The following is a 24,278-nucleotide window of genomic DNA, read 5'->3' as shown; positions in this document are numbered from 1 at the left end:
CGGGCAGTCATAGGATGACTGACCACAAACATAAAAATAAAGGATCTCTCGTGAGTAAACCCCTTCTTCTGGCTGCTGCGGTGGCCTGCGGTCTCAGTTTTCAAGCCCATGGCGCTACGTTCGCCTACATTTCCAGCCCTGGCGACGGCTTCATCTCCCAATACGGTCTTGACGAGAAAACCGGTGCGCTCAACCTCATCGAGCAGACCCCGGCCGGAAGCCAGGTCAATCCCATGGCGCTCACCCCGGACGGCAAAGTGTTGTTTGCTGCACTGCGGGTCAAACCTTATCAGGTGGTGGGTTTCAGTATTGATCCCAAGACTGGCCACCTGAGCCAGATTTCCAAAGGGCCGCTGGCCGAGAGCCTGGCCTATCTGTCGACGGATCGGTCCGGCAAGTTCCTGTTAGGTGCCTCGTATGGCGGGGACCTGCTCAGCGTGCAGGCCATCGACAAGGATCATCAGCCCAGCGACAATATTCAGACCATCAAGACCGGCCGGCATGCGCACTCGGTACGCACCGACCCGAGCAACCGTTTTGCCTATGCGGGCAACCTGGGTTCCGACCGCGTGTTGCAGTTCCGTCTGGATGACAAGGCTGGCACGCTTACGCCCATTGGCGACGGCTACGTCAGCGTGCCGACCAAAACCGGGCCAAGGCATCTGGCGTTCTCCGCAGACGGCAAGTTTGTCTATTTTGTCGGCGAAATGAGCGGAACGGTGACGGCCTTCTCCATCGATGCGCAGAGCGGGGCGTTGACTCAGGTTTCATCGGTCAATGGCATTCCGCCACGCTTGAACCTGGTCCACGGTGAAGCGCGCGACGCGAGCAACAATGATCTGAAAGATGACCCGACACCGCGCATCTGGGCTGCGGACCTGCGCCTTTCGCCCGACGGCAAGCTGTTACTGATGACCGAACGCACCACCAGTTCGGTGTCGGCATTTGCCGTGGACGCCAACAGTGGCGCGCTGACCTTCCTTGAAAACTATCCGGTCGAGGAGAAGCAACCGCGCAATATCGCCTTTTCACCGAATGGCAAATGGCTGCTCGTGACTGGCGAAAAGTCGGCCACGGTCGGTGCTTATGCGGTGGGCAGCGATGGGGCGCTCAAGCGTGTCAGCGAAGCACCGTCGGGCAAGGGCGCGTTGTGGATTGAGGTCCTGCAACAATCTGCTGAATAAGCTTCGCGCTTGAACGCAAAAGCCCCGTCACACAGGACGGGGCTTTTGTTTGTCAACGCTCTGATCAAATCAAATCAGAACACGACGCCTTGGCTACGCAGGTAATCGTCGTAGGTGCCGCTGAAGTCGACCACGCCGCTTGGGCTCAGCTCGATAATGCGGGTTGCCAGCGAGGAAACGAACTCACGGTCGTGGCTGACAAAAATCAGCGTACCCGGATAGTTTTCCAGCGCCAGGTTCAGCGCTTCGATGGATTCCATGTCCAAGTGGTTGGTCGGTTCGTCCATGATCAGCACGTTCGGCTTTTGCAGGATCAGCTTGCCGAACAACATGCGACCTTGCTCACCACCGGAAATCACTTTGACCGACTTGAGGATGTCGTCGTTGGAGAACAGCATGCGCCCCAAGGTACCGCGAACGACTTGCTCGCCGCCTTGAGTCCAGCGACCCATCCAGTCGAACAGGTTGGATTCATCTTCGAAGTCAGAAGCGTGATCCTGAGCGTAGTAACCCAGCTCGGCCGCATCCGTCCATTTGACCGTACCGGCATCCGGCGACAGCTCGTTGACCAAGGTGCGCAGCAGGGTAGTCTTACCGATGCCGTTCGGGCCGATGATCGCAACGCGCTCGCCCGCTTCAACGGTGAAGCTGAAGTCCTTGAACAGCGCTTTGCCGTCAAAGCCTTTCGCCATGCGCTCGACGATGACCGCCTGACGGTGCAGCTTTTTGGTCTGCTCGAAACGAATGAACGGGCTGACACGGCTCGAAGGCTTGACCTCGGCCAGGTGGATCTTGTCGATCTGCTTGGCGCGGGAACTGGCCTGCTTGGATTTCGAGGCGTTAGCGGAGAAGCGGCTGACGAACGCTTGGAGTTCGTTGATCTGCGCTTTCTTCTTGGCGTTGTCCGACAGCAGTTGCTCGCGGGACTGGGTCGCTACGGTCATGTACTCGTCGTAGTTACCCGGGAACAGACGCAGCTCGCCGTAATCCAGGTCGGCCATGTGCGTGCAGACACTGTTCAGGAAGTGCCTATCGTGGGAGATGATGATCATCAGGCTGTTGCGCTGGGTCAGGATGTTTTCCAGCCAGCGAATCGTGTTGATGTCCAAGTGGTTGGTCGGTTCGTCGAGCAACAGCACTTCAGGGTCGGAGAACAGCGCCTGCGCCAATAGCACTCGCAGTTTCCAGCCCGGCGACACTTCACTCATCGGCCCGCTGTGCTGCTCGATGCCGATACCCAGGCCCAGCAGCAACTCGCCGGCGCGGGATTCGGCGGTGTAACCGTCCATTTCCGCGAACTCGGTTTCCAGCTCGGCAACGGCCATGCCGTCGTCTTCGGTCATTTCCGGCAGCGAATAGATGCGATCACGCTCGGCCTTCACCTTCCACAGCTCTTCGTGACCCATGATCACGGTGTCGAGCACGGAATACTCTTCGTAAGCGAACTGGTCCTGGCGCAATTTACCCAGACGCACGTTCGGCTCCAGCATCACCTGCCCACCCGAAGGCTCCAGATCATCGCCGAGGATCTTCATGAAGGTGGATTTACCGCAGCCGTTGGCGCCGATCAGGCCATAACGGTTACCGGCACCAAACTTGACCGAGACGTTCTCGAACAAGGGTTTCGCGCCGAACTGCATCGTGATGTTTGCTGTGGAGATCAATTACCTTACCTTCAATGACTTGGAGTTGGCTGAATGCAGCCGATACCGATTTGATACCCGTTTCCGTCTTTGCTCAGGGTGTTTGACCCGAGTCTGAGGCCTTTCTTTGGGCCATATCTATTCAGCAATCTGCGACCTATGTGTCGGACTGCTGCAAATGAATGCGGGATTCATGCCGAATTTGGCGCGCATTGTCGCACAGACTGGATGGCAGTTGTATGGCGGTCTGTACGTCAGGCCGATTGCTGTCGGATAACTGGTCGCGTGTAGCCGGGCTCAGGTGTTGATCAGGCACAGCACTCCAGTAGATGTACGTCTCGGATGATCTCTTCACCGCTTTCGATTTCTGCCTTGCGTAGATCATAGGAAGCCTGGAGGTTCAACCAAAATTGCGCAGTGGTGCCCAGCGCTTGTGCCAGACGCAAAGCAACGTCTGCGCTCACATTCCTCCGCTCGCGAACAATGTCATTAACCGTTGGGGCAGAGACATGGAGTGCTCGGGCCAGTGCCGCTGGCGTAACTCCCAGAGGGTCCAGGAATTCCTCTTTGAGTATCTCTCCCGGATGTATCGGGCGCATGCCGTTCGTATGCATGGTTCACCTCAGTGATAGTCAACTATTTCAACGTTTTCCGGTCCGTTTTTGCCCCATATGAAGCAGATACGAAACTGAGCATTGATGCGGATGCTGTGCTCTCCTTCTCGGTCACCATCAAGCTCTTCCAATCTATTACCGGGTGGTGATTTCAGGTCGTGCAGTTCAACTGCCGCATCGAGCATCACAAGTTTTCGTTCAGCGACGTTTTTTATAGCGCTCCACCTTCGTGTCTTGCCTGTGGTGAAAAGCGTTTCGGCATGAGAACAACGAAAACTTTGGATCATTGTTAATGCTTAACGTTATGCGTTAAAGGCAAGTATATAGCGTCCCAGCCAATTTTCAACAGTCAGGCGCATCAAAAAAACTCGGCCGAAAAGCCTGTGCCAGAGTCCTCTTGCCTGGACCGGCCAACTCACAGCACAAACTGATGCAAGACCGCCATCAGCGTGACCACCAGCACCGCGCAGCCAATCCCGAGTGTCCATTGCGCAGCAACCGTTTCGTCGAACCACTCCCATTTGGACGGGTATTTCCCCAGCGTAACCAGACGTATGAAAAGCCAGCCAACGGGGTAGCACACTACACGTGCCAGGACTTCAGCTATTGCCTCGAGCATTACTTGCACATCCTTGTCGTTCGTTCCCGCGTTCAGTTCAACAGCAAGGAACTCAATCCAGCCATTGTGGCCTCATGAATACCAGCCATTAAAAGAGGATCCGCTGATGAGCGAGCACAAGAAAGAAGCGCCCAAAGAATCTCCTAAAGATGCGCCCAAGCAGAACACGCCAGCGCACTCGACACCTGAAGAAAAAGAGCGGCTCAAAGACTTCAACAAGGACGGAATTCCGCCTGGCGTTTACTGATTCGTGGCGCTGAAGGGTGGAACGCTGATCTTGCGTGGATGTCTAGTGCTTATCGCTTCCACCCTTGGGAAGCCAGTCTGGAGTAGCGCCATTGAATATTTTTGAAGCCTTGCGTGAAAGTCATGATCGCCAGCGTGGTTATGCAGAGAATCTGGTCCGCACCAGTGGCGATAGTCAGGAACGCGTAGACGCCTACAAGCAACTCAAGGCTGAGCTGCAGGCCCATGAAACCGCCGAAGAGCGCTTCTTCTATATACCGCTGATGGCCCATGACAATGGCGTGGACCTGAGTCGCCATGCGATTTCCGAGCATCATGCGATGGATGAGCTGATGGAAGAACTGGACGAAACAGAGATGTCCAGCCCGAGCTGGCTCGCCACCGCCAAGAAGCTTTCCGAGAAAGTGCATCACCATTTGAAGGAAGAAGAGCAGAAATTCTTTCAAATGGCCGGCAAACTTCTGGATGAAAAGCAGAAGGAATCATTGGCCGGTCAGTACGTAAAAGAGTACGAAGAGCAGCTGGCTGAAGCCTGACAGCGCCATCATGGCTCGCCGGACGAGCGATGCAGTGACGACGAAGGTGTAGAATCGGCGTTTTTCGCCTTCAAGGAATGCCATGAAGCTGTTGATTGGGGCTGTTGCGGCGGTGCTGCTGGTTGGCTGTACTTCACCGTCAAATCAGGCCCGCGCTGTCGGGCCTTACAAGGTTTACACCACGCAGAAGGCCGCTAATGTGGTTGCACAATGTGTGGAATATGCCTGGCAGGACGTGGCCATGGTGGGCCCTGACCCGGAAGCGTTCATGCGCTCCAGTGCTGACGGCTTTACCGTCTACACGACCGGCGCCGAATATTTCGTCGATGTGAAGCCTCAAGGTGGAAAGACCGTGCTCAACTTCTACGCCGCGCCGGACACCATGCCGGCTGACCGGCGCGGCGCAGCCTTGGCGACTTGCCTGTAGAACGCACTGTCCAATGCACAAAAAAAATGGCCCGGGATAATTCCGGGCCATTTTTTGTTGCACGCCTGTCAGTTGTCGTCAGAACCTGACGCACCACCACCGGTGCCATTGGCGCCATTCTTGTTCGGGCCGCCAGTCTTGCCGACGCCGCTGCCAGTATCACCGCCATCAGTCGATTTACCTGCTCCGGTTCCAGTACCGCGGCCATAGGCATCGGCATCTTTACTACCGGTCGGGGCGCTTGGATGGGTGCCGGGCGGCATGGCGGAACCGCTTTGGGTGGCGCCACCAGTTTCAGGTTTGGCTGGCCCGGTATTCGACTCGCCTGACGCCGCGAATGCGGACATGCAAGAGATGGAAAGCAGGCCGGTCAGAACAAGGCTAGTCATCTTTGACTTCATCATGGGTACGTCTCCTGGTTATGAGCGTTACCTGATATTGGTCAATTCTCCCCGCCCCATCGTGCCCTGACGGCGACGAACGGTCATCTGCGTTGCATCGCTTCAGGGCTCAATCCCGTGCATTTCACAGTATTGCGACCATTCCATACCGGCCATTTCGGCCACTTCCTTGTGCACCTCGCGACGCTGACTCTCGAATTCTTCAGACGACTCGGCGGTGAGTTGCAAGGTCAATTCCCAGGCGAAGAACCCCAGGCGCTGGGCTTCTTCCTCGAAAGCTTCATGCAGGCGCTCTTCACGATATTGCTCCTTGGTGACGCCCGCTGCCTGAGCGGCAAGAGGATTGAGGTGGTTGAGTTCGTCCTGAAGTTGCGGATGAGCCGCGAGGAATCGGGTCAGGGCAATCTGGTGTGGATGTTCGGTTTGAGTCATGCAGGCTCCAAAAGAGGCAATTCGCAGAAACCGGGAGCAAGCTTCGTCAAGCCTCAAGGCGGATCAGTGCCGTGTGCGGTTGTAGCGCTTTGTGCACTGCATTGAGGCCTTGCTACCCGGATGTGGCCAACAGTAGCAAATCGGTAGCGCATGGTAACTGCATCCCGCGGCGGCTTCACAAAGCTATCTCTATGATCTCGATGGAATTTCCCTACCCATGTTTTTTCATCGCCAGCCGTGGCACACTTCCTGCTGTCCATTCCGTTGTTACATACTATGTTCCGCTATAGCGGAATTAACTCATTCTTCGGTGGAGTTCATGTCATGGGTAGCGGACTTTTCTCTCTAAAAGCGTGTGCATGTGTCGTTGCGACGATGGCCGTACTGATCGGCGCGGCGCAAGCAGCGGATGGCAGCAAACTGGACAGCGTGTTGCAGCGCGGCAAGCTGGTCGTGGGCACGGGCAGCACCAATGCGCCATGGCACTTTCAGGGCGCGGATGGCAAGTTGCAGGGTTTTGATATCGACATCGGCCGGATCATTGCCAAAGGTTTGTTCAATGACCCGAGCAAAGTCGAGTTCGTCGTGCAGTCCTCGGATGCGCGAATCCCCAACCTGTTGACCGACAAAGTCGATATCAGCTGTCAGTTCATCACGGTCACCGCAAGTCGCGCTCAGCAAGTGGCTTTCACCTTGCCGTATTACCGTGAAGGCGTGGCGCTGCTGCTGCCAGCCAATAGCAAGTACAAGGAAATTGACGACCTGAAATCCGCCGGATCAGGCGTCATCGTCGCCGTGCTGCAAAACGTGTATGCCGAAGAACTGGTGCATCAGGCACTGCCGCAAGCCAAGGTCGATCAATACGACAGCGTTGACTTGATGTACCAGGCGATCAATTCCGGCCGTGCCGATGCCGCCGCGACCGATCAGTCATCGGTGAAATACCTGATGGTGCAAAACCCTGGTCGTTATCGCTCGCCGGCTTTCGCCTGGAGCCCGCAAACCTATGCCTGCGCCGTCAAGCGTGGCGATCAGGACTGGCTGAACTTCGTCAATACCGCCCTGCATGAAGCCATGACCGGCGTTGAGTTCCCGACGTATGCGGCATCGTTCAAGCAGTGGTTCGGGGTGGATCTGCCAGTGCCGTCGATTGGTTTTCCGATGGAATACAAGTAATCAGAACCTGACTGACGGGGCAGGGATGACAAGGCCGTCGTCCCGTTCCAGGTATTGCTGACCATGAATTATCAATTGAATTTTGCAGCGGTCTGGCGTGACTTTCCCAGCCTGCTGGCGGGCCTGGGATTGGGGCTGGAACTGGCCCTGATTTCCATCGCCATCGGCTGCGTGATCGGCCTGATGACGGCGTTTGCGCTGCTGTCCCGGCATCGCGCGTTGCGCTTTGTCGCTTCGGTGTATGTGACGGTGGTCCGCAACACGCCGATTCTGGTGCTGATCCTGTTGATCTACTTCGCGCTGCCTGGCCTGGGCATTCGCCTGGACAAACTGGCGTCGTTCATCGTGACCCTGTCGCTGTATGCCGGGGCTTACCTGACCGAAGTGTTCCGCGCCGGGCTGTTGAGCATTCACAAGGGCCAGCGCGAAGCCGGGCTGGCAATCGGTCTCGGGGAGTGGCAGGTCAAGGCTTACATCGTTGTGCCGGTGATGCTGCGCAATGTGTTGCCAGCCTTGTCTAACAACTTCATTTCGCTGTTCAAGGACACGTCGCTGGCGGCTGCCATCGCGGTGCCGGAACTGACCTATTACGCGCGCAAGATCAATGTCGAGAGCTATCGGGTCATTGAAACCTGGCTGGTGACTACCGGGCTGTATGTGGTGGCCTGCTATGCGATCGCCATGCTGCTGCGTTACCTCGAACAACGCTTGGCCATTCGCCGCTAGGAGGCCTGACTTATGTACGAACAACCTTCCTGGCTGCACGAACTGTGGATCGCCCGGGAAACTTTATGGGCTGGTTTCTTGACCAGCGTGCAGTGCTCGGCCCTGGCTATCGTCTGCGGCACCCTTATCGGGGTGTTCGCCGGGTTGGCCCTGACTTACGGCAATGTCTGGGCGCGGCTGCCGTTTCGCATCTATGTCGATCTGATTCGCGGCACGCCGGTCTTCGTTCTGGTCCTGGCGGTGTTTTACATGGCGCCCGCGCTGGGCTGGCCGATTACTGCGTTCCAGGCCGGAGCCCTGGGCCTGACGCTGTTCTGCGGTTCTCACGTCGCGGAGATCGTGCGCGGCGCGTTGCAATCTATTGCGCGTGGGCAACTGGAAGCGGGCAAAGCCATCGGCCTGACATTCCCCCAGTCCTTGATGTACGTCCTCTTGCCTCAAGCGTTGCGGCAGATTTTGCCCACCTGGGTCAACTCGTCCACCGAGATCGTCAAGGCCTCGACGCTGCTGTCAGTGATCGGCGTGGCTGAGCTGCTGCTCAGTACCCAACAGGTAATCGCCCGGACCTTCATGACTCTGGAGTTCTATCTGTTCGCCGGCTTTCTATTCTTCGTCATCAACTACGCCATCGAGCTTCTTGGACGGCAAATCGAAAAACGGGTGGCCTTGCCATGACACAGTCTCAAACCGTGATTACCGAGCCAGCATTGCTGAGCATCGAAGGGCTGCATAAATCCTACGGCGCAGTGGAAGTGCTCAAAGGCGTCGATCTGCGCATGCAAAAGGGCAACGTGGTGACGCTGATCGGCTCCAGTGGCTCGGGTAAAACCACGCTGCTGCGGTGCGTCAACCTGCTCGAAGAGTTTCAGGGCGGACATATTCGTCTGGAAGGCCAGGACATCGGCTACAGCGACATCGACGGCAAGCGCGTGCGCCATCCGGAAAAAGTTATCGCCAGCCATCGGGCCATGACCGGCATGGCTTTCCAGCAGTTCAATCTGTTCCCGCACCTGAGCGCGTTGCAGAACGTGACGCTGGGCCTGCTCAAGGTCAAGAAGCTGCCCAGGGATCAGGCAGTGGCGCTGGCCGAAAAATGGCTGGATCGCGTCGGCCTGCTGGAGCGGCGCAATCACTTTCCGGGGCAGCTTTCCGGCGGCCAGCAGCAGCGCGTGGCGATTGCCCGTGCCATCGCGATGAATCCCAGCCTGATGCTGTTCGATGAAGTGACGTCGGCCCTGGACCCGGAACTGGTCGGCGAAGTGCTCAGTGTCATCAAGGGCTTGGCGGAAGACGGCATGACCATGCTGCTGGTGACCCACGAAATGCGCTTTGCTTATGAGGTGTCGGACCAGATCGTGTTCATGAATCAGGGACGTATCGAGGAGCAAGGTCCACCCAAGCAACTGTTCGAGCAGCCAAAATCGGCGCGCCTGGGCGAATTTTTGAAGAACATCCGTTTTTGAGTGTTAACCACGTTTGTAGAGGAGAAACATCATGAGTATTACTCGTTACGGCGCAGGCAGCGTCGCCGGTGGCGGTCAGCCGCGTCCTTTTGCCCGCGCTGTCGAGGCCGATGGCTGGTTGCATGTGTCCGGTCAGGTGCCGGCTGAAAACGGCGAGATCATCATCGGCGGCATTGTCGAACAGACCCGCAAGACCATGGACAACCTGGTCGCCATTCTCACTGAAGCCGGTTACGGCCTCGAAGATGTGGTCCGCGTTGGCGTGTGGCTGGAAGATCCGCGCGACTTCTGGAGTTTCAATAAAGTCTTCGGCGAATATTTCACCCCCGAACACGCCCCGGCCCGCGCCTGTGTGCAGGCCAACATGATGGTCGATTGCAAGGTCGAGATCGATTGCATCGCTTACAAGAAAAAGTGAAGCAGCAAGTTGCAGGCGCAGGTCGCGATCCTTGCAGCCCGAAGCTCGTAGCTTGAAACTGCGTCACCTTTTACTGCGCCTGAGTGCGCTACGGACGAGCCAGACATGAGTGAAGATACGATCAAACGCAGGGCCCGCGGTCTGGACCGGGCGTTCGATATTCTCGATTTCCTCAAGGAAAAGGGCACACCGCTGCGTCCGAATGAAATCGCCAGCGGCATCGGCAGCCCGAAGTCGACGGTGTATGAACTGGTCAGCTCATTGCTTGAGCGGCGGATTCTCGAAGCTGTCGGCAAGGATGGGCATGTCTACCTGGGTCGGCAGTTGTACTTCCTTGGCCAGGCGCACCTGCGGCATTTCGATTTCACCCGGGAAGCGGAGAGCTGCCTGACTTACATCGTCAGCCAGACCCGGGAAACCGCGCAAATGTGCCTGCTCAACGGCCGAAAATACACCGTCGCGTTAATGAAAGAAGGTGAGCGGCATTTTCGGATTTCATCGGACATTGGCGAAAACGCGCCGATCCCCTGGACCGCTTCGGGGCGGCTGCTGTTGTGCCATCTAAGCGATCAGGAAATTGCCGATCTGATCGATCCTGAGGATTTCATCCTGCCGGACGGTGAGCGGCTGCCCATGGACAGGTTTCTCGCCGAGATTCGCCAGGCCGGGCAAGAGGGGTTCTTTTCCTTCGACAGTGTCGCCGACACCTTCACCCATTGCTTCGCCGCGCCGGTCAAAGACGACAAGGGCGTGTGCATTGCCACGCTGTGTATCGTTGCGCCTCGGGCCGACGCGAAAAACAATTACAACGACTATCGTCGAGTGCTGATTGCCAGTGCCAATGGCCTCGCTCGTCGAATCAACGAATAAAACCCTGGAGAATTCTCATGGGCATTGCAGTGGTAGAAAAGGGCGCCGCCGCGCCGGGCGATCATCTGGTTCGCGACGTCAGCCTTCCCGCGCTGGTCATCCACCGCGAGGCGCTGGACCACAACATTCGCTGGATGCAGGCATTCGTCAGCAACAGCGGCGCGGAACTGGCGCCCCATGGCAAGACCAGCATGGTCCCGGCCCTGTTTCGCCGCCAACTGGAGGAGGGCGCGTGGGGCATGACTCTGGCGACCGCCGTGCAGACCCATGCTGCGTATGCTCATGGCGTGCGGCGGGTGCTGATGGCCAACCAGCTGGTCGGCACGCCGAACATGGCGCTGATCGCTGACCTGCTTGGTGACTCGATGTTCGATTTCCACTGCATGGTCGATCATCCGGACAACGTCGCGGCGCTTGGCGAGTTTTTCGCCTCGCGCGGTTTACGCCTGAACGTGATGATCGAATACGGCGTGCCGGGCGGACGCTGCGGCTGTCGCAGTGAACAGGAGGTTCTGGACCTTGCCGACGCCATCGCGGCGCAACCGTCTCTGGCGTTGACCGGCATCGAGGGTTACGAAGGTGTGATCCATGGTGACAAGGCGGTCAACGACATCCGCGCCTTTGCCGCTTCGCTGGTACGACTGGCCGTGGAGCTGCAGGACAAAGGTGCTTTCGCCCTGGATCGGCCGATTGTCACGGCATCCGGCTCGGCCTGGTACGACTTGATTGCCGAAGCGTTCGACGAACGTCAGGTGCGTGAACGTTTTCTCGGCGTGCTGCGCCCCGGCAGTTACGTGGTGCATGACCACGGTATCTATAAAGACGCACAGTGTTGCGTGCTCGACCGGCGCAGTGAACTGACTGAAGGGCTGCGTCCGGCCCTGGAAGTCTGGGCCCATGTGCAATCGCTGCCAGAGCCGGGTTTCGCCGTGGTCGCGATGGGCAAGCGTGATGTGGCGTTTGACGCCGGACTGCCCAATCCGCTCAAACGCTACAAGGCTGGCGAGCTGCCTGCCAATGGCGATGACGTCAGCGCCTGCAAGGTCACGGCGGTCATGGACCAGCACGCGTTCATGACCATCGCGCCCGGTTGCGAGTTGAAGGTAGGCGACATCATATCCTTCGGCACCTCACACCCGTGCCTGACCTTCGATAAATGGCGCAGCGGATGCCTGGTCGATGAACAATTGCAAGTCATCGAAACGTTCGATACCTGCTTTTGATGACCGGGAGAACCTCAACATGAGCGAACTGGTCAGCCACAGTCATCCGCGCATCGCCCTGATCGGTGAGTGCATGATCGAGTTGCAGCAGCACGCTAACGGCAGCCTGCAACAGAGTTTTGGCGGAGATACGCTGAATACGGCGGTGTATATCGCGCGCCTGCTGGGGCGCACGGCTCAGGTGGACTACGTCACGGCGCTGGGCGACGACAGCTTCAGCGACGCCATGTGCCGCGTCTGGGAACAGGAAGGTATTGGCCTGAGCCAGGTGCAGCGCCTGCCGGGACGTTTGCCAGGTTTGTATTGCATCCAGACCGATGCCAATGGCGAGCGGCGCTTTCTGTACTGGCGTAATGAAGCGGCGGTGCGTGATTGTTTCAACACGCCCGAGTCCGACGTCATTCTCAATGAGCTGCAAAACTACGACGTGGTGTACCTCAGCGGGATAACCCTGGCGGTGCTCGGCGAGCGTGGTCGCAAGCGGCTGCTGGCACGGCTTGCGCAAGTCCGGGCGCAGGGCGTTCGGGTGGTGTTCGACAACAACTATCGGCCGCGCTTGTGGGAAAGCGTCGAGCAGGCCCGTGAGGCGTATCGCGCCTGCATGGCCTGCGTCGATCTGGCGCTATTGACCGAGGACGACGAGCAGGCGCTGTTTGGCTATACCGACAGCGAAGAGCTGCTCACGGCCTATCGGGAATTGGGTATCAGTGAAGTGGTGGTCAAGCGCGGTGCGCAGAGTTGTCTGGTGGAATCTGGCGGCGAGCGCTTCGAAGTCGCTGCTCGCCCGGTAAAACATGTGGTGGACACCACGGCGGCGGGTGATTCATTCAGCGCAGGTTATCTGTCGATGCGCCTGCGGGGCGCGAGTCCGGTAGAAGCGGCCGATGCCGGGCATCACTTGGCCAGTCTGGTGATTCAGCATCCTGGTGCGTTGATTCCAGCGAGTGTCATGCCGAATCTCTGAGGGTTTCCGGGCGGCTCAATCCCGATAAAAGACCTGAACAAGGTGATAACCAAACTTGCTTTTGATCGGGCCATGTACCACCCGCAGCGGCTTTTTGAAAATGACCTGGTCGATGGCTCCCACCATCTGGCCGGGTCTGACTTCACCCAGATCGCCGCCGCGCTTGCCGGACGGGCAGGTCGAGTGTTTTTTTGCCAGTACGTCGAAGGCTTCACCCTTGGCGATACGCACCTTGAGTTGCTCGGCCTCTTCGGCGGTCTTCACCAGAATGTGACGGGCTTGGGCTTTCATGTGACGGACGCCTGAAGAAAAAACGGCGGCCATTATCACACATCAAGCGAAACGGTTTTTCAAAACCTGGCGCATCAGTGATTGCGTCCGGTGACCTTCTGCGGCCAAGCTACACGCCTTCGATTGATGAACTGTTGTTCGGGGCAAGCGTCGCATGCAAGTGACCCATCCTCATTTACCTTATTTCGTGCGGTGCTGATTATGGATTTTCCGGCGTTGTTAAAGATTCTGGCCAGCCAGGATGGATCGGACCTTTATCTTTCTACCGGTGCGCCGCCGTGCGCCAAGTTCAACGGCGTACTCAAGCCGTTGGGCACCGAAACCCTGAAGCCGGGTGAAATTGCCGCTGTTGCACAAGGCATCATGGATGCCGAGCAAAAGCTGGAATTTCATCGTGAGCTGGAGATGAACCTCGCGGTTTCCATGGCCGGCATCGGCCGGTTCCGGATCAACATTTTCATGCAGCGCAACGAAGTGTCCATCGTGGCTCGCAATATCAAACTGGACATTCCGCGCTTCGAGGATCTGTTCCTGCCGCCGGTGCTGCTCGATGTGATCATGGAAAAACACGGGCTGGTGCTGTTCGTTGGCGGCACGGGTTCGGGCAAGTCCACGTCATTGGCGGCGCTGATCGATTACCGCAATCGCCACGCCAGCGGCCACATCATTACCATTGAAGATCCGGTGGAGTTCATTCATCGCCACAAAAAATCGATCATCAATCAGCGCGAAGTGGGCGTCGACACGCGCAGTTTCCATTCGGCCTTGAAAAATACCCTGCGCCAGGCGCCGGACGTGATTCTGATCGGTGAGATCCGCGACCGGGAAACCATGGAGCATGCCCTGGCATTCGCCGATACCGGCCATTTGGCGATTTCGACGTTGCACGCCAACAATGCCAATCAGGCGCTGGACCGCATCATCAACTTTTTCCCCGAAGAACGCCGCAATCAACTGCTGCACGATCTGGGCAACAACCTCAAGGCGTTCGTCTCCCAGCGGCTGGTCAGAACCACCGACGGCAAGCGCCGCGCGGCGGTGGAAGTGATGATGGGCACGCCGACCATTCGCGATCTGATCCAGCGCAATGAGCTCAACGAACTCAAAGGCATCATGGAAAAGTCCGGCGGTTTGGGCATGCAGACCTTTGATACCGCGCTTTACGAGTTGGCGATTGAGGGGGTCATCAGCGAAGAAGAGGCGCTCAAGCACGCCGACTCACTGAACAACGTGCGTCTGCGCCTCAAGCTGCATGGGGAAGGCGGCGTTACCGGTCAACTGACCACGCCGCCACCGCCACCTACGCCAGCAGTCAGCGTGAAAGTGGCGGATTGGGGATTGGTGGATGAGCGTGACGACGGCAAGCGGGACGCCTGACTTAGCGCGCCAGCCACCCGCCGTCGACATTCCACGCCGCGCCGCGTACCTGAACGGCGGCGTCGCTGCACAGGAACAACACCAGTTCGCCGAGCTGTGACGGGGTGACGAACTCCAGCGACGGTTGTTTTTCGGCCAGCAGATCGTGCCTGGCCTGCTGCGCGTCGCCGCTGGCTGCGGCGCGATCATCGATTTGCTGCTGCACCAGCGGGGTCAACACCCAGCCGGGGCAGATGGCGTTGCAGGTCACGTTGCTGGTCGCAGTTTCCAGGCCCACGACTTTGGTCAGGCCGATGACGCCATGTTTGGCGGCGACGTAGGCGGCTTTGCCGGTCGAGCCGACCAGTCCATGCACCGAGGCGATATTGACGATGCGCCCCCAGTCTTTGTCGCGCATCCCTGGTAAGCACAACCGCGTGCTGTGGAACACCGACGACAAGTTGATCGCGATGATCGAGTCCCAGCGTTCAATCGGGAAATCCTCCACCGAATCGACGTGTTGAATCCCGGCATTGTTGACCAGAATATCGACGCCGCCGAACTCACGCTGCGCGTAGGCAACCATGTCCGCGATCTGCTCGGGTTTGCTGACGTCTGCGGGATGATGCCCAACCTTGCCGCCGAATTGTTCGACCTCGGCGATCACCGCAGTGACATCCCCGAAGCCGTTGAGGATCAGGTTCGCGCCAGCCTTGGCCAGACTCATGGCGATACCCAGGCCAATGCCGCTGGTGGAACCGGTGACCAGTGCCGTTTTACCTTGCAGACTCATGTTGTGTACCTCAAACGATGCCCGTGGCGTAGAACGTGCCGATGACGACGAACACGGCCAGGGTCTTGATAATGGTGATGCCGAAAATGTCCCGATACGCTTCGCGGTGCGTGAGGCCGGTGACCGCCAGCAAGGTGATCACCGCGCCGTTGTGCGGCAGGGTATCCATACCGCCACTGGCCATGGAGGCCACGCGGTGCAGCACTTCCAGCGGGATATTGGCCGCATGGGCGGCACTGATAAAGCTCTCGGACATGGCCGCCAGCGCGATGCTCATGCCACCCGAAGCCGAGCCGGTTATGCCTGCCAGCAAGGTAACCGTGATTGCTTCGTTAACCAGCGGGTTGGGAATGCTTTTCAGCCAGTCCGCCAGCACCAGAAAGCCTGGTAACGAGGCGATGACCGCGCCGAAGCCGTATTCCGATGCGGTGTTCATGGCTGCAAGCAATGCGCCGCTGACTGCGCTTTTGCTGCCTTCGGCCAGACGACTGCGTATCGCGGCGAAGCCACACACCAGCACCATCAGGATGCCTATGAGCAACGCGGCTTCCACGGCCCAGATTGCGGTCAGTTTGGCGATCTCGGTCTGGATCGGCGTAGCCATGCCCGGCAGCGCCAGGGTGTGAGTTTTGCCATACAGTTGGGGAATCCACCAGGTGAACAATAGATTCGCCAAGCCCACCAGAAGCAGTGGTGACAGAGCAATCAGTGGATGCGGCAGCCTGATGTCTTCCGCGGTTTCCGGCTCGTTGCGCAGCTCAGTGCCGTAACCTTCACCGGCCTTTTGCGCCTTGTTGCGCTGACGCTGCAGATAGAGCATGCCGGCGCAAAACACGAAAATCGTGCCGATCAAACCCAGCCACGGTGCAGCCCAGGCGGTGGTGTTGAAGAAGGTTGTAGGGATGATGTTCTGGATCTGCGGCGTGCCGGGGAGGGCGTCCATGGTGAAGGAAAACGCCCCGAGTGCGATGGTCGCCGGTATCAGCCGTTTGGGAATATCACTCTGGCGAAACATTTCCGCAGCAAACGGGTAGACCGCGAACACCACCACAAACAGCGAAACGCCGCCGTAGGTGAGCAATGCGCAGACCAGCACGATCACCAGCATCGCTTGCCGAGTACCGAGAACCCCGATGGCAGCGGCAACGATGGCCCGGGAAAATCCGGACAGCTCGATGAGCTTGCCGAATACGGCGCCTAACAGGAACACGGGGAAGTACAACTTGACGAAGCCGACCATCTTGTCCATGAACACCCCGGTAAAGGCGGGGGCTACGGCCGAAGGGTCGGTGAGCAATACCGCCCCCATGGCGGCGATGGGGGCGAAGAGGATAACGCTATAACCACGGTACGCAGCAAGCATCAACAGCGCGAGGGCTGCCAAGGCAATGATCACACTCATTGAGTGTCTCCTGGCCTGGGACTACAACGAACTCAGAGGCTGCCGAGGGCGCTCTGCATGGATCGCTGAATCCGGTCGGCATATTGTTATTGTTTTCGGCAGCGGCAAGGGCCGCGTAATGGGTATAGCGGGTTTCATGCCATATCGCTAAGCTATTGTTTTATATCGATAATTTTCTGTGGTGCAGGACGAATTCGCCCTTTAAGTCTCTATAAAGAGACAGGCAGTGGGCATGAATAGCCGCTGGTTGGGTTAACCCCTGGCAAATACAGGCAAGACACCAGGATTGCGCGGCAATCTCATTAACGAGACCCAGTCTCCCTATTGAGACTCGGCAATCCCCAACGCGGCCATTTTCTTGTACAGCGTCGAACGGCCCAAGCCCAATTGGCTGGCAGCTTCAACGACGCTGCCCGAGCAATTCATCAACGCCTGTTCGATCAATTGCCGATCGAACCGCTGTCGCGCCTGGCTGAAGGTCTCGAAGACCAATGGCTCTGCTGTGCTAAAGCAAGGGTGCAAGGGAATTATCTGGCCGATTGCAGCGCGAATATCTCGCGCATTGAGCATCAGCTCATCGCTGAGCAAGGCTGCGCGTTCAAGTACGTTGCGCAGTTCCCGGATATTTCCTGGCCACGCATGCTGCCCGAGTAGGGTCAGCGCGCCGCTGTCCAGTTCGTGCTGGCTGTGCAACTCCTCAAGAATCGCTTCGCTGAGGGACGGCAAATCGTCCAGGCGTTCCCGCAATGGCGGGACCCGAATCGGCAGGACGCTCAGGCGGTAATAAAGGTCGGCGCGAAACTCCCCACGCTTGATGGCCGCTTCGAGATCAATCGAAGTGGCGGCAATCAGGCGAATATCACTCTGAATGACGTCATTGGAGCCGACCGGCTCGTATTCCTTTTCCTGCAAGACCCTGAGCAGCTTGCTTTGCAGCGCGAGCGGCATGTCGCCGATTTCATCGAGAAACAACGTGCCGCCCTGGGCGATTTGCAGCTTGCCCGCTCGTCCCTTGCGATCCGCGCCAGTGAAGGCGCCCGGCGCGGTGCCGAAGAACTCCGCCTCCAGCAAGGTTTCCGGGATAGCTGCGCTGTTGATGCTGACAAAGGCTTTATGCGCCCGAGGAGATGCGCTGTGAATCGCATGGGCCAGCAATTCTTTGCCCGTGCCGGTCTCGCCGAGCAGCAACACCGGCGAATCGGCACCCGCGCTGCGCCGAGCGCGACGCTTGACCTCCAGGCTGGCCGCACTGGTGCCGATGAAGTGAGCAAAACTGTATTTGGCCTGACGCGCCCGGAGCAACGAACGAGTGGAGGCCAGTTCCTCCTGCATGCTCAGGTAGCGCTTGAGCAGCGGTGTCAGGGCGTGCAGTTCGTCGAACAAGGCGAAACCGATTGCGCCGATCAGGTCGCCCGATACATCGTGGATGGGCAGGCGCATGACCACCAACGGGTCTTTGGCGGTGTCCATCATGTCCAGCAGGATCGGGCGGCCGTTGGTTGCGACCTGTCGCAACAGACTGCCGGGGATGACCTTTTCACAGGGCTGGCCCAGCGCCGCGCTTGGGTCCTCAAGGCCAAAACGCCGCGCGTAGCGTTCGTTGATCCAGACGATGCGCGCGTCCTTGTCGACGATCACAGTGCCTTCGCTGGATTGCTCGATGATTTCAAACAGCGAACGGATCGCCAGTTGTCGTACCCGCCGATAATCGTGGAGGCTGTCGCTGTCTTTCATGGGGTGTTCCGTTGTTTGTATCCGGCGTCTGGCCGCACAGAATGCCCGTTTTTTAATTAAAGCCCGGATGCGCCGCTGCCAGCAATTCCCTGGTGTAAGGGTGCTGAGGCGCATCGAATACGTCATGGCTGGCGCCACGTTCAACCACTTTGCCGTCCTTGACCACGATCAGGTCATGGGCGAGCGCCCTGACCACTGCAAGGTCATGACTGATAAACAGATAAGTCAGTCCATGTTTTTCCTGCAATTGGCGCAATAACGCGACAACTTGTTTCTGTACCGTCCGGTCCAGCGCCGAAGTCGGCTCGTCCAGCAGAATCAGAGCGGGTTTGAGCACCAGGGCGCGGGCGATGGCGATACGCTGACGCTGCCCTCCGGAAAACTCGTGGGGGTAGCGATGACGGCTTTGCGGATCGATCCCGACCTCTTCCAGTACCCGTATCACCTCGACTTCACACTGCAGCGGATCAAGCTCGCTATGGACTTCGAGCCCTTCGCTGATGATCTGCGCCACCGACATGCGCGGGCTGAGACTGCCGTAGGGGTCCTGAAACACCACCTGCATCTGTTTACGCCAAGGCCGCATTTGCTTCTGAGTGAGTCCCTCCAGTGCGTGCCCCTGGAAACGAATACTGCCACGCGATTCCAGCAAGCGCAGGATTGCCTGACCAAGTGTCGATTTTCCCGAGCCGGATTCCCCAACGATTCCGAGGGTTTTACCCCGTTCGATGCTCAAGCTGATGTCATCCACCGCCTTGAGGTATTCGTTGTGCCGACGCAAGATGCCGCCGCCCAGGGAGAACCAGACGCGCAGGTTGTCGACTTGCAGTACTTTTTCACGGCTATCGCGCGGCAGCGGTTCGCCAGCGGGTTCGGCATCGAGCAACAGCTTGCTGTAAGGATGTTGCGGAGCTTTGAACAGCGTCTGGCAATTGGACTGCTCGACGATTTCCCCGGCGCGCATCACACAAACCCGCTGGGCCACACTGTGCACGAGGTTCAAGTCATGGCTGATCAGCAGCAGCGACATGTTAAGGCGCTGCTGCAGCTCCTTGAGCAACAGCAGGATTTTGCGCTGCACTGTTACATCCAGGGCGGTAGTCGGTTCGTCGGCAATCAGCAACTCCGGCTCGCAGGCCAGGGCCATGGCGATCATTACCCGTTGCCGCTGCCCGCCGGAGAGTTCGTGAGGATAAGCCTTGAGACGTTTTTGCGGGTGCTGGATGCCCACCAGCTCAAGGAGTTCGACAATACGTTTTTGCGCCGCCCGGCCACTCAAGCCTTTGTGCAGCAACAAGGTTTCGCCGATCTGCTTGGACACCGTATGCAACGGGTTTAGCGAGGTCATCGGCTCCTGAAAGATCATGGCAATCTGATTGCCACGCAGCTGGCGCAGCGTTTTGCTGTCAGCGCCGAGCAGTTGCTGCCCGCGATAAAGAATGCTGCCGGTACTTACCGTGCCGCTGGTGGGCAGCAACTGCAAAATGGAGTGCGCCGTCACCGATTTGCCTGAGCCGGACTCGCCCACCAACGCCAGGCATTCACCGGCACGGATATCCAGGCACAGGCTCTTGACCACGGTCTGGTCGTTGAACGCGACGTTGAGGTCGCGGATTTCGATCAGGTTATCCGTCATTTCAAGACCTCGGGTCGAAGGCATCACGCAGCGCCTCGCCAATGAAAACCAACAGCGAGAGGATCAGCGCCAGAGTAAAGAAGGCGGTCAGTCCCAACCAGGGAGCTTGCAGGTTCTGCTTGCCCTGGGCGATCAACTCGCCCAAGGAAGCGCTGCCGGCAGGCATGCCGAAGCCGAGAAAATCCAGGGCGGTCAAGGTTGAAATTGCCCCGGTCAGAATGAACGGCAAGTAGCTCAGCGTCGCATTCATGGCGTTGGGCAGAATGTGCCGCAGAATCACTTTGCGGTCGTTCAGGCCCAGCGCGCGGGCGGCTTTGACATATTCAAGGTTGCGCCCGCGCAGGAACTCGGCGCGTACCACATCCACCAGGGCCAGCCACGAAAACAACGCCATGATGCCCAGCAGCCACCAGAAGTTGGGTTCGACAAAGCCCGACAGAATGATCAGCAGGTACAGCACGGGCAAGCCGGACCAGACTTCCAGCAAGCGCTGCCCGATCAGATCCACCCAGCCGCCGTAATACCCTTGCAAGGCACCGGCGGCGATGCCGATCAACGCGCTGATAACGGTCAGCGCCAGGGCAAACAGGATCGACACCCGCGCCCCGAAGATCACCCGCGCCAGCACGTCCCTGGCCTGATCGTCCGTGCCCAGCCAGTTGGTTTCGCTGGGCGGGCTCGGGGCAGGGCGGTTCAGGTCGTAATTGGGCGTGTCATCGCTGAACGGAATCGGCGGAAAGACCATCCAGCCATCGCCTTTTTTGATCAGCTCACGCACGTAATCGCTGCGATAGTCGGGCTGGAAGGGCAGCTGTCCGCCGAATTCCTGTTCGGTGTAGCGCTTGAAGGCCGGGAAGTACAGGCCGTGCTGATAGCTGAGCAGCAACGGTTTGTCGTTGGCGATGATTTCGCCTCCCAAACTCAGCAGGAACAGGCCGCAAAACAGCCACAACGACCACCAGCCGCGCCGATTGTTGCGAAAACGGTCCAGACGACGCTGGGCCAGCGGAGAAAGTCTGTTCATCAGGCATTCCTCGCGCTGAAGTCAATTCGCGGATCGACCACGGTGTAGCAGATGTCTCCGACCAGTTTTATCAGCAGGCCAAACAGCGTAAAGATGAACAACGAGCCGAAGACCACGGGATAATCCCGTGACACTGCGGCTTCATAACTCATGCGTCCGAGACCATCGAGGGAAAAAATCACTTCGATCAGCAGCGAACCGGCGAAAAACACGCTGATGAAGGCCTGCGGGATACCGGCAACCACCAATAACATTGCATTGCGGAACACGTGGCCATACAACACCCGGCGTTCGCTGAGCCCCTTGGCGCGGGCGGTCACCACGTATTGACGAGTGATCTCGTTGAGAAATGAGTTCTTGGTAAGAATCGTCAGGGTGGCGAATCCACCGATCACCAGAGACGAAACTGGCAGTACCAGATGCCAGAAATAGTCGGCGATCTTGCCCACGGTACTGAGCTGGTCGAAGTTTTCCGACACCAGTCCGCGCACCGGGAACCAGTTAAGTGAAGTCCCGCCAGCAAAGACCACGACCAACAACATCGCAAACAGAAAAGCGGGCATGGCGTAGCCAATGATGATTGCCGTGCTGCTCCATATGTCGAACTGGCTGCCGTGCTTGACGGCCTTGCGAATGCCCAGCGGGATGGAAATCAGATACGTCAGCAGTGTTGCCCATAACCCGAGGGAGATCGAAACCGGCATTTTTTGCAGAATCAGGTCCGTCACTTTGGCGCCACGGAAAAAACTGTTGCCGAAATCCAGCTGGGCATAGCTCTTGAGCATCAGCCACATGCGCTCATGCAATGGCTTGTCGAAACCGTACTGGCGTTCGATTTCCTTGATCAGCTTCGGGTCAAGTCCCCGGGAGGCACGTGATTGGGATTGATTGGCGTTGATCGACTCGGCAGGTGCACTGCCAACACTGGCGTTGGCGCCGCCGATGCCTTGCAGGCGGGCGATGGCTTGCTCAACCGGTCCACCCGGGGCGGCCTGAACGATGAAAAAATTGACCAGCAGAATGCACAGCAACGTAGGAATGATCAGCAACAGTCGTCGCAATAGATAGCCGAGCATTCACTTCATCTCCGAGGCAATGGCTGAAACACCGCGTTTTGCCGCGAATTGCTCGTTGGTCAGCGGGGTCGGGCTGATTTCCCACCAGGTGTCGATGGCCTCCGCATTGCTGGCCTGAACTTTCGGAATGCCGAAGCGGTTCCACCAAAGGGTCGATGCGCCCGGCGGATAATAATTGGGAATCCAGTAATAGCCCCATTGCAGAACGCGATCCAGGCAATGTGCGTAATCGACCATCGTCGCTTTGTTGTCAGCTTTAACGACGCCTTCAATCAAGCTGTCGATGGCCGGGTCCTGCAAGACCATATAGTTGCTGGAACCGGGATCGCGGGCTCCCTTGGAGCCGAAGTTGTTGTACAACTCCATACCGGGAGACGACGAAACCGAATAGCCAGTGACAATCATGTCGTAATCCCGGGCCATGACCCGGTTCAGGTATTGCGCGGCATCAATGCGGCGAATCTCGAAAGTGACGCCGATCTGCGCCAGGTTGCGCTTGTAAGGCAGGAGGATTTTCTCGAAGCCGGCCTGACCGTTGAGGAAGGTGAAACTGAGCGGTTCGCCCTTGGCATTGACCAGTTGGTCGCCTTTGGGCATCCAGCCAGCTTCCTCCAGAAGCGCCAGCGCCTGAAGCTGTTTGTCACGGATAAAACCTGTGCCGTCGGTTTTCGGGGTGCGGAACACCTCACTGAATACCTCTGGAGGAATCTTGCCGCGCAGCGGTTCAAGAATCTTCAGCTCGGATTCGCTGGGCAATTGCGTCGCGGCCAAGGGCGAGTTGGAAAAGTAACTGTTCTGGCGGATGTACATGTTGCGCATCATCTGCCGGTTGGTCCACTCGAAGTCCCAGAGCATGGCCAGTGCCTGCCGCACACGACGGTCCTGAAACATTGGCCGATCCAGATTGAACACAAAGCCCTGGGAGCTCTGCACGGCACCTTTGGCCAGATGCGCTTTCTGCAACCGGCCCTCATCCAGCGCCGGGCTGTCGTAAAGAATCGAGTAAGCAGTGGCGGAATATTCACGGTTGTAATCGTAGGCGCCGCCTTTGAGTACCTGGCGGGCGACGTCGGTGTCGCCGAAATACTCCACGCTGAACGAATCAAAGTTATAAAAACCCTTGTTGACCGGCAGATCCTTGCCCCACCAGTCCGGATCGCGGGCAAAGGTGATGCTGCGGCCAGGATCGACCTTGGCGACTTTGTAAGGCCCGCTGCCGAGGGGGATTTCAAACCCGCCGCCGCCCGCGAAGTCCCGGTTTTTCCACCAGTGCTCAGGGAAGACCGGCAGCGATGCGAGGTCCAGAGGCAGGCTGCGGCTCTCGGCACTTTTGAAGTCGAAACGGATCTGGGTCGGCGATTCCACCTCGACGGCCTTTACGTCCTGAAATTCAGTGCGGTATGACAGGCTGCCTTGGGTCATCAGCAAATCGTAGGTGTAGCGCACATCTTCGGCGGTGATTGGCGTGCCATCGGCGAAGCGAGCCTTGGGGTTCAGAAAGAACCTCAAGGACAGGCCGTCGTCGCCGCGCTCCATGCTTTGTGCGACCAGGCCGTACACCGTATTGGGTTCGTCGAGGGACTTCACGGCCAGGGGCGAGTACACCATGCCGTTGAGCTGCGAAACACCGGTGCCTTTGTCGAGATAGGGCATCAGGTGATCGAACTGACCGATTTCCTGCGCCGAGCGGCGCATGCTGCCCCCTTTTGGCGCGTCTGGATTGACGTAGTCGAAGTGTTTGAAATCAGCGGGATAGCGTGGCGCTTCACCGTAGACGGTCAGCGCGTGCAGGGGAGCGGCGGACGAAATTTGAAGGCCGGACAGCAAGGTCAGCGTTGCAACGATCAGCGATGAAAAAACAAAACGCATTACTCGAATCCTGGACTGACCTCCGCAGGCGGACATCAGGGTTAAGGGTCATGATCGACGAAATGTCTTACACGTTGTCCGACGCAGCACAGGTATCTACAGGTAAATACCGCTGCGCTCAAGGTACCGGATACCGGGCACCTTTGTAACCAGAT

The 24,278-nt window shown here is 58.1% G+C and carries 27 protein-coding genes; 13 read left to right on the top strand and 14 right to left on the bottom strand.

What is annotated here, in order from left to right; all coding sequences use genetic code 11:
- Positions 1 to 50: 50 nt before the first annotated feature.
- On the top strand, positions 51 to 1,184 hold the full coding sequence (locus ACP7E4_RS18760; RefSeq protein ID WP_426116846.1) for a lactonase family protein: 1,134 nt from the start codon (positions 51 to 53) through the stop codon (positions 1,182 to 1,184).
- A 74-nt stretch (positions 1,185 to 1,258) separates the two neighbouring features.
- Here the strand turns inward: ACP7E4_RS18760 and ACP7E4_RS18755 are convergent, their stop codons facing one another.
- From ACP7E4_RS18755 to ACP7E4_RS18740, 4 genes are all read right to left on the bottom strand, one after another.
- Positions 1,259 to 2,848, bottom strand: coding sequence for an ABC-F family ATPase (locus ACP7E4_RS18755; protein WP_426116844.1), 1,590 nt, complete (start codon positions 2,846 to 2,848; stop codon positions 1,259 to 1,261).
- Positions 2,849 to 3,135: 287 nt separating this feature from the next.
- On the bottom strand, positions 3,136 to 3,441 hold the full coding sequence (locus ACP7E4_RS18750; protein ID WP_341523880.1) for a HigA family addiction module antitoxin: 306 nt from the start codon (positions 3,439 to 3,441) through the stop codon (positions 3,136 to 3,138).
- A gap of 8 nt (positions 3,442 to 3,449) precedes the next feature.
- Positions 3,450 to 3,728 carry a type II toxin-antitoxin system RelE/ParE family toxin gene (locus ACP7E4_RS18745; RefSeq protein WP_426116841.1) on the bottom strand — a complete coding sequence of 93 codons (279 nt, stop codon included), beginning with the start codon at positions 3,726 to 3,728 and terminating at the stop codon, positions 3,450 to 3,452.
- A 128-nt stretch (positions 3,729 to 3,856) separates the two neighbouring features.
- Positions 3,857 to 4,060 carry a hypothetical protein gene (locus ACP7E4_RS18740; RefSeq protein WP_426116840.1) on the bottom strand — a complete coding sequence of 68 codons (204 nt, stop codon included), beginning with the start codon at positions 4,058 to 4,060 and terminating at the stop codon, positions 3,857 to 3,859.
- Positions 4,061 to 4,166: 106 nt separating this feature from the next.
- On the opposite strand from ACP7E4_RS18740, the gene ACP7E4_RS18735 reads away from it, so the two are divergent.
- The 3 genes from ACP7E4_RS18735 (at position 4,167) to ACP7E4_RS18725 (ending at position 5,269) form a co-directional block, all read left to right on the top strand.
- Entirely contained in the window at positions 4,167 to 4,307 is a 141-nt protein-coding gene (locus ACP7E4_RS18735; RefSeq protein WP_426116838.1) for a hypothetical protein, read from the top strand.
- A 91-nt stretch (positions 4,308 to 4,398) separates the two neighbouring features.
- Positions 4,399 to 4,842, top strand: coding sequence for a hemerythrin domain-containing protein (locus ACP7E4_RS18730; protein ID WP_426116836.1), 444 nt, complete (start codon positions 4,399 to 4,401; stop codon positions 4,840 to 4,842).
- An 82-nt stretch (positions 4,843 to 4,924) separates the two neighbouring features.
- Positions 4,925 to 5,269 (top strand): 2-oxoacid ferredoxin oxidoreductase, encoded by a 345-nt coding sequence (locus ACP7E4_RS18725; RefSeq protein WP_426116835.1) that lies wholly within the window; start codon positions 4,925 to 4,927, stop codon positions 5,267 to 5,269.
- A 68-nt stretch (positions 5,270 to 5,337) separates the two neighbouring features.
- On the opposite strand, the gene ACP7E4_RS18720 is transcribed toward ACP7E4_RS18725, so the two are convergent.
- Both ACP7E4_RS18720 and ACP7E4_RS18715 read right to left on the bottom strand, forming a co-directional pair.
- On the bottom strand, positions 5,338 to 5,673 hold the full coding sequence (locus ACP7E4_RS18720; protein WP_426116833.1) for a hypothetical protein: 336 nt from the start codon (positions 5,671 to 5,673) through the stop codon (positions 5,338 to 5,340).
- A gap of 99 nt (positions 5,674 to 5,772) precedes the next feature.
- A complete protein-coding gene (locus tag ACP7E4_RS18715) occupies positions 5,773 to 6,102 on the bottom strand; it encodes a DUF6388 family protein (RefSeq protein ID WP_426116831.1) in 330 nt (109 codons plus the stop codon).
- Positions 6,103 to 6,477: 375 nt separating this feature from the next.
- On the opposite strand from ACP7E4_RS18715, the gene ACP7E4_RS18710 reads away from it, so the two are divergent.
- The 8 genes from ACP7E4_RS18710 to ACP7E4_RS18675 all read left to right on the top strand — a co-directional run bounded on the left by ACP7E4_RS18710 (position 6,478) and on the right by ACP7E4_RS18675 (position 12,942).
- A complete protein-coding gene (locus tag ACP7E4_RS18710; protein ID WP_426117020.1) occupies positions 6,478 to 7,278 on the top strand; it encodes a transporter substrate-binding domain-containing protein in 801 nt (266 codons plus the stop codon).
- Between the two features lie 63 nt (positions 7,279 to 7,341).
- The gene (locus ACP7E4_RS18705) at positions 7,342 to 8,004 is read left to right on the top strand and encodes an amino acid ABC transporter permease (protein ID WP_426116829.1); all 663 of its coding nucleotides are present in this window, start codon (positions 7,342 to 7,344) and stop codon (positions 8,002 to 8,004) included.
- Positions 8,005 to 8,016: 12 nt separating this feature from the next.
- Entirely contained in the window at positions 8,017 to 8,679 is a 663-nt protein-coding gene (locus tag ACP7E4_RS18700) for an amino acid ABC transporter permease (protein ID WP_426116827.1), read from the top strand.
- Complete coding sequence (locus ACP7E4_RS18695) at positions 8,676 to 9,467, top strand: amino acid ABC transporter ATP-binding protein (protein ID WP_426116825.1); 792 nt, start codon at positions 8,676 to 8,678, stop codon at positions 9,465 to 9,467. Before ACP7E4_RS18700 ends, ACP7E4_RS18695 begins: the two co-directional genes overlap by 4 nt.
- A 31-nt stretch (positions 9,468 to 9,498) precedes the next feature.
- Positions 9,499 to 9,885, top strand: a complete 387-nt coding sequence (locus tag ACP7E4_RS18690) for a RidA family protein (RefSeq protein WP_426116823.1) — start codon at positions 9,499 to 9,501, stop codon at positions 9,883 to 9,885.
- A gap of 105 nt (positions 9,886 to 9,990) precedes the next feature.
- Positions 9,991 to 10,755, top strand: a complete 765-nt coding sequence (locus ACP7E4_RS18685) for an IclR family transcriptional regulator (RefSeq protein ID WP_426116821.1) — start codon at positions 9,991 to 9,993, stop codon at positions 10,753 to 10,755.
- A gap of 17 nt (positions 10,756 to 10,772) precedes the next feature.
- Positions 10,773 to 11,978 carry an amino acid deaminase gene (locus tag ACP7E4_RS18680; RefSeq protein WP_426116819.1) on the top strand — a complete coding sequence of 402 codons (1,206 nt, stop codon included), beginning with the start codon at positions 10,773 to 10,775 and terminating at the stop codon, positions 11,976 to 11,978.
- A 19-nt stretch (positions 11,979 to 11,997) separates the two neighbouring features.
- Positions 11,998 to 12,942: a sugar kinase gene (locus ACP7E4_RS18675; protein ID WP_426116817.1), complete on the top strand. Its 945-nt coding sequence runs from the start codon at positions 11,998 to 12,000 to the stop codon at positions 12,940 to 12,942.
- Positions 12,943 to 12,957: 15 nt separating this feature from the next.
- Here the strand turns inward: ACP7E4_RS18675 and ACP7E4_RS18670 are convergent, their stop codons facing one another.
- Positions 12,958 to 13,233, bottom strand: coding sequence for a peptidylprolyl isomerase (locus ACP7E4_RS18670; RefSeq protein ID WP_020290056.1), 276 nt, complete (start codon positions 13,231 to 13,233; stop codon positions 12,958 to 12,960).
- Positions 13,234 to 13,434: 201 nt separating this feature from the next.
- Between ACP7E4_RS18670 and ACP7E4_RS18665 the strand changes: the two genes are divergently transcribed.
- Positions 13,435 to 14,610 (top strand): PilT/PilU family type 4a pilus ATPase, encoded by a 1,176-nt coding sequence (locus ACP7E4_RS18665; protein WP_426116815.1) that lies wholly within the window; start codon positions 13,435 to 13,437, stop codon positions 14,608 to 14,610.
- 1 nt (position 14,611) lies between these two features.
- On the opposite strand, the gene ACP7E4_RS18660 is transcribed toward ACP7E4_RS18665, so the two are convergent.
- The 7 genes from ACP7E4_RS18660 to ACP7E4_RS18630 all read right to left on the bottom strand — a co-directional run bounded on the left by ACP7E4_RS18660 (position 14,612) and on the right by ACP7E4_RS18630 (position 24,123).
- Positions 14,612 to 15,382, bottom strand: coding sequence for a 3-hydroxybutyrate dehydrogenase (locus ACP7E4_RS18660; protein ID WP_426116813.1), 771 nt, complete (start codon positions 15,380 to 15,382; stop codon positions 14,612 to 14,614).
- A 10-nt stretch (positions 15,383 to 15,392) separates the two neighbouring features.
- Complete coding sequence (locus ACP7E4_RS18655) at positions 15,393 to 16,784, bottom strand: GntP family permease (RefSeq protein ID WP_426116811.1); 1,392 nt, start codon at positions 16,782 to 16,784, stop codon at positions 15,393 to 15,395.
- 321 nt (positions 16,785 to 17,105) lie between these two features.
- Complete coding sequence (locus ACP7E4_RS18650; protein ID WP_426116809.1) at positions 17,106 to 18,518, bottom strand: sigma-54 interaction domain-containing protein; 1,413 nt, start codon at positions 18,516 to 18,518, stop codon at positions 17,106 to 17,108.
- A gap of 52 nt (positions 18,519 to 18,570) precedes the next feature.
- Positions 18,571 to 20,154 (bottom strand): ABC transporter ATP-binding protein, encoded by a 1,584-nt coding sequence (locus ACP7E4_RS18645; RefSeq protein WP_426117018.1) that lies wholly within the window; start codon positions 20,152 to 20,154, stop codon positions 18,571 to 18,573.
- 1 nt (position 20,155) lies between these two features.
- Entirely contained in the window at positions 20,156 to 21,178 is a 1,023-nt protein-coding gene (locus tag ACP7E4_RS18640) for an ABC transporter permease (protein WP_426116807.1), read from the bottom strand.
- Positions 21,178 to 22,254: a microcin C ABC transporter permease YejB gene (locus ACP7E4_RS18635; RefSeq protein WP_426116805.1), complete on the bottom strand. Its 1,077-nt coding sequence runs from the start codon at positions 22,252 to 22,254 to the stop codon at positions 21,178 to 21,180. The genes ACP7E4_RS18640 and ACP7E4_RS18635 overlap by 1 nt, the downstream gene beginning before the upstream one ends.
- Positions 22,255 to 24,123 carry an extracellular solute-binding protein gene (locus tag ACP7E4_RS18630; RefSeq protein ID WP_426116803.1) on the bottom strand — a complete coding sequence of 623 codons (1,869 nt, stop codon included), beginning with the start codon at positions 24,121 to 24,123 and terminating at the stop codon, positions 22,255 to 22,257. It abuts the gene before it with no gap.
- Between the last annotated feature and the right edge of the window lie 155 nt (positions 24,124 to 24,278).

It is taken from the genome of Pseudomonas sp. DSP3-2-3 (assembly GCF_049898225.1).
In the GTDB taxonomy this organism is placed as follows: domain Bacteria; phylum Pseudomonadota; class Gammaproteobacteria; order Pseudomonadales; family Pseudomonadaceae; genus Aquipseudomonas.
Note: the sequence above shows the minus strand (reverse complement) of the source record. Positions and strands in the feature narration are given on the sequence as shown.

Excerpts from the sequence above, each read along its gene's own strand:
- ACP7E4_RS18750 (WP_341523880.1), bottom strand. The coding sequence starts at position 3,441 with ATGCATACGAACGGCATGCGCCCGATACATCCGGGAGAGATACTCAAA.
- ACP7E4_RS18745 (WP_426116841.1), bottom strand. The coding sequence starts at position 3,728 with ATGATCCAAAGTTTTCGTTGTTCTCATGCCGAAACGCTTTTCACCACA.
- ACP7E4_RS18740 (WP_426116840.1), bottom strand. The coding sequence starts at position 4,060 with ATGCTCGAGGCAATAGCTGAAGTCCTGGCACGTGTAGTGTGCTACCCC.
- ACP7E4_RS18735 (WP_426116838.1), top strand. The coding sequence starts at position 4,167 with ATGAGCGAGCACAAGAAAGAAGCGCCCAAAGAATCTCCTAAAGATGCG.
- ACP7E4_RS18725 (WP_426116835.1), top strand. The coding sequence starts at position 4,925 with ATGAAGCTGTTGATTGGGGCTGTTGCGGCGGTGCTGCTGGTTGGCTGT.
- ACP7E4_RS18720 (WP_426116833.1), bottom strand. The coding sequence starts at position 5,673 with ATGATGAAGTCAAAGATGACTAGCCTTGTTCTGACCGGCCTGCTTTCC.
- ACP7E4_RS18715 (WP_426116831.1), bottom strand. The coding sequence starts at position 6,102 with ATGACTCAAACCGAACATCCACACCAGATTGCCCTGACCCGATTCCTC.
- ACP7E4_RS18710 (WP_426117020.1), top strand. The coding sequence starts at position 6,478 with ATGGCCGTACTGATCGGCGCGGCGCAAGCAGCGGATGGCAGCAAACTG.
- ACP7E4_RS18705 (WP_426116829.1), top strand. The coding sequence starts at position 7,342 with ATGAATTATCAATTGAATTTTGCAGCGGTCTGGCGTGACTTTCCCAGC.
- ACP7E4_RS18700 (WP_426116827.1), top strand. The coding sequence starts at position 8,017 with ATGTACGAACAACCTTCCTGGCTGCACGAACTGTGGATCGCCCGGGAA.
- ACP7E4_RS18695 (WP_426116825.1), top strand. The coding sequence starts at position 8,676 with ATGACACAGTCTCAAACCGTGATTACCGAGCCAGCATTGCTGAGCATC.
- ACP7E4_RS18690 (WP_426116823.1), top strand. The coding sequence starts at position 9,499 with ATGAGTATTACTCGTTACGGCGCAGGCAGCGTCGCCGGTGGCGGTCAG.
- ACP7E4_RS18685 (WP_426116821.1), top strand. The coding sequence starts at position 9,991 with ATGAGTGAAGATACGATCAAACGCAGGGCCCGCGGTCTGGACCGGGCG.
- ACP7E4_RS18680 (WP_426116819.1), top strand. The coding sequence starts at position 10,773 with ATGGGCATTGCAGTGGTAGAAAAGGGCGCCGCCGCGCCGGGCGATCAT.
- ACP7E4_RS18675 (WP_426116817.1), top strand. The coding sequence starts at position 11,998 with ATGAGCGAACTGGTCAGCCACAGTCATCCGCGCATCGCCCTGATCGGT.
- ACP7E4_RS18670 (WP_020290056.1), bottom strand. The coding sequence starts at position 13,233 with ATGAAAGCCCAAGCCCGTCACATTCTGGTGAAGACCGCCGAAGAGGCC.
- ACP7E4_RS18665 (WP_426116815.1), top strand. The coding sequence starts at position 13,435 with ATGGATTTTCCGGCGTTGTTAAAGATTCTGGCCAGCCAGGATGGATCG.
- ACP7E4_RS18660 (WP_426116813.1), bottom strand. The coding sequence starts at position 15,382 with ATGAGTCTGCAAGGTAAAACGGCACTGGTCACCGGTTCCACCAGCGGC.
- ACP7E4_RS18655 (WP_426116811.1), bottom strand. The coding sequence starts at position 16,784 with ATGAGTGTGATCATTGCCTTGGCAGCCCTCGCGCTGTTGATGCTTGCT.
- ACP7E4_RS18650 (WP_426116809.1), bottom strand. The coding sequence starts at position 18,518 with ATGAAAGACAGCGACAGCCTCCACGATTATCGGCGGGTACGACAACTG.
- ACP7E4_RS18645 (WP_426117018.1), bottom strand. The coding sequence starts at position 20,154 with ATGACGGATAACCTGATCGAAATCCGCGACCTCAACGTCGCGTTCAAC.
- ACP7E4_RS18640 (WP_426116807.1), bottom strand. The coding sequence starts at position 21,178 with ATGAACAGACTTTCTCCGCTGGCCCAGCGTCGTCTGGACCGTTTTCGC.
- ACP7E4_RS18635 (WP_426116805.1), bottom strand. The coding sequence starts at position 22,254 with ATGCTCGGCTATCTATTGCGACGACTGTTGCTGATCATTCCTACGTTG.
- ACP7E4_RS18630 (WP_426116803.1), bottom strand. The coding sequence starts at position 24,123 with ATGCGTTTTGTTTTTTCATCGCTGATCGTTGCAACGCTGACCTTGCTG.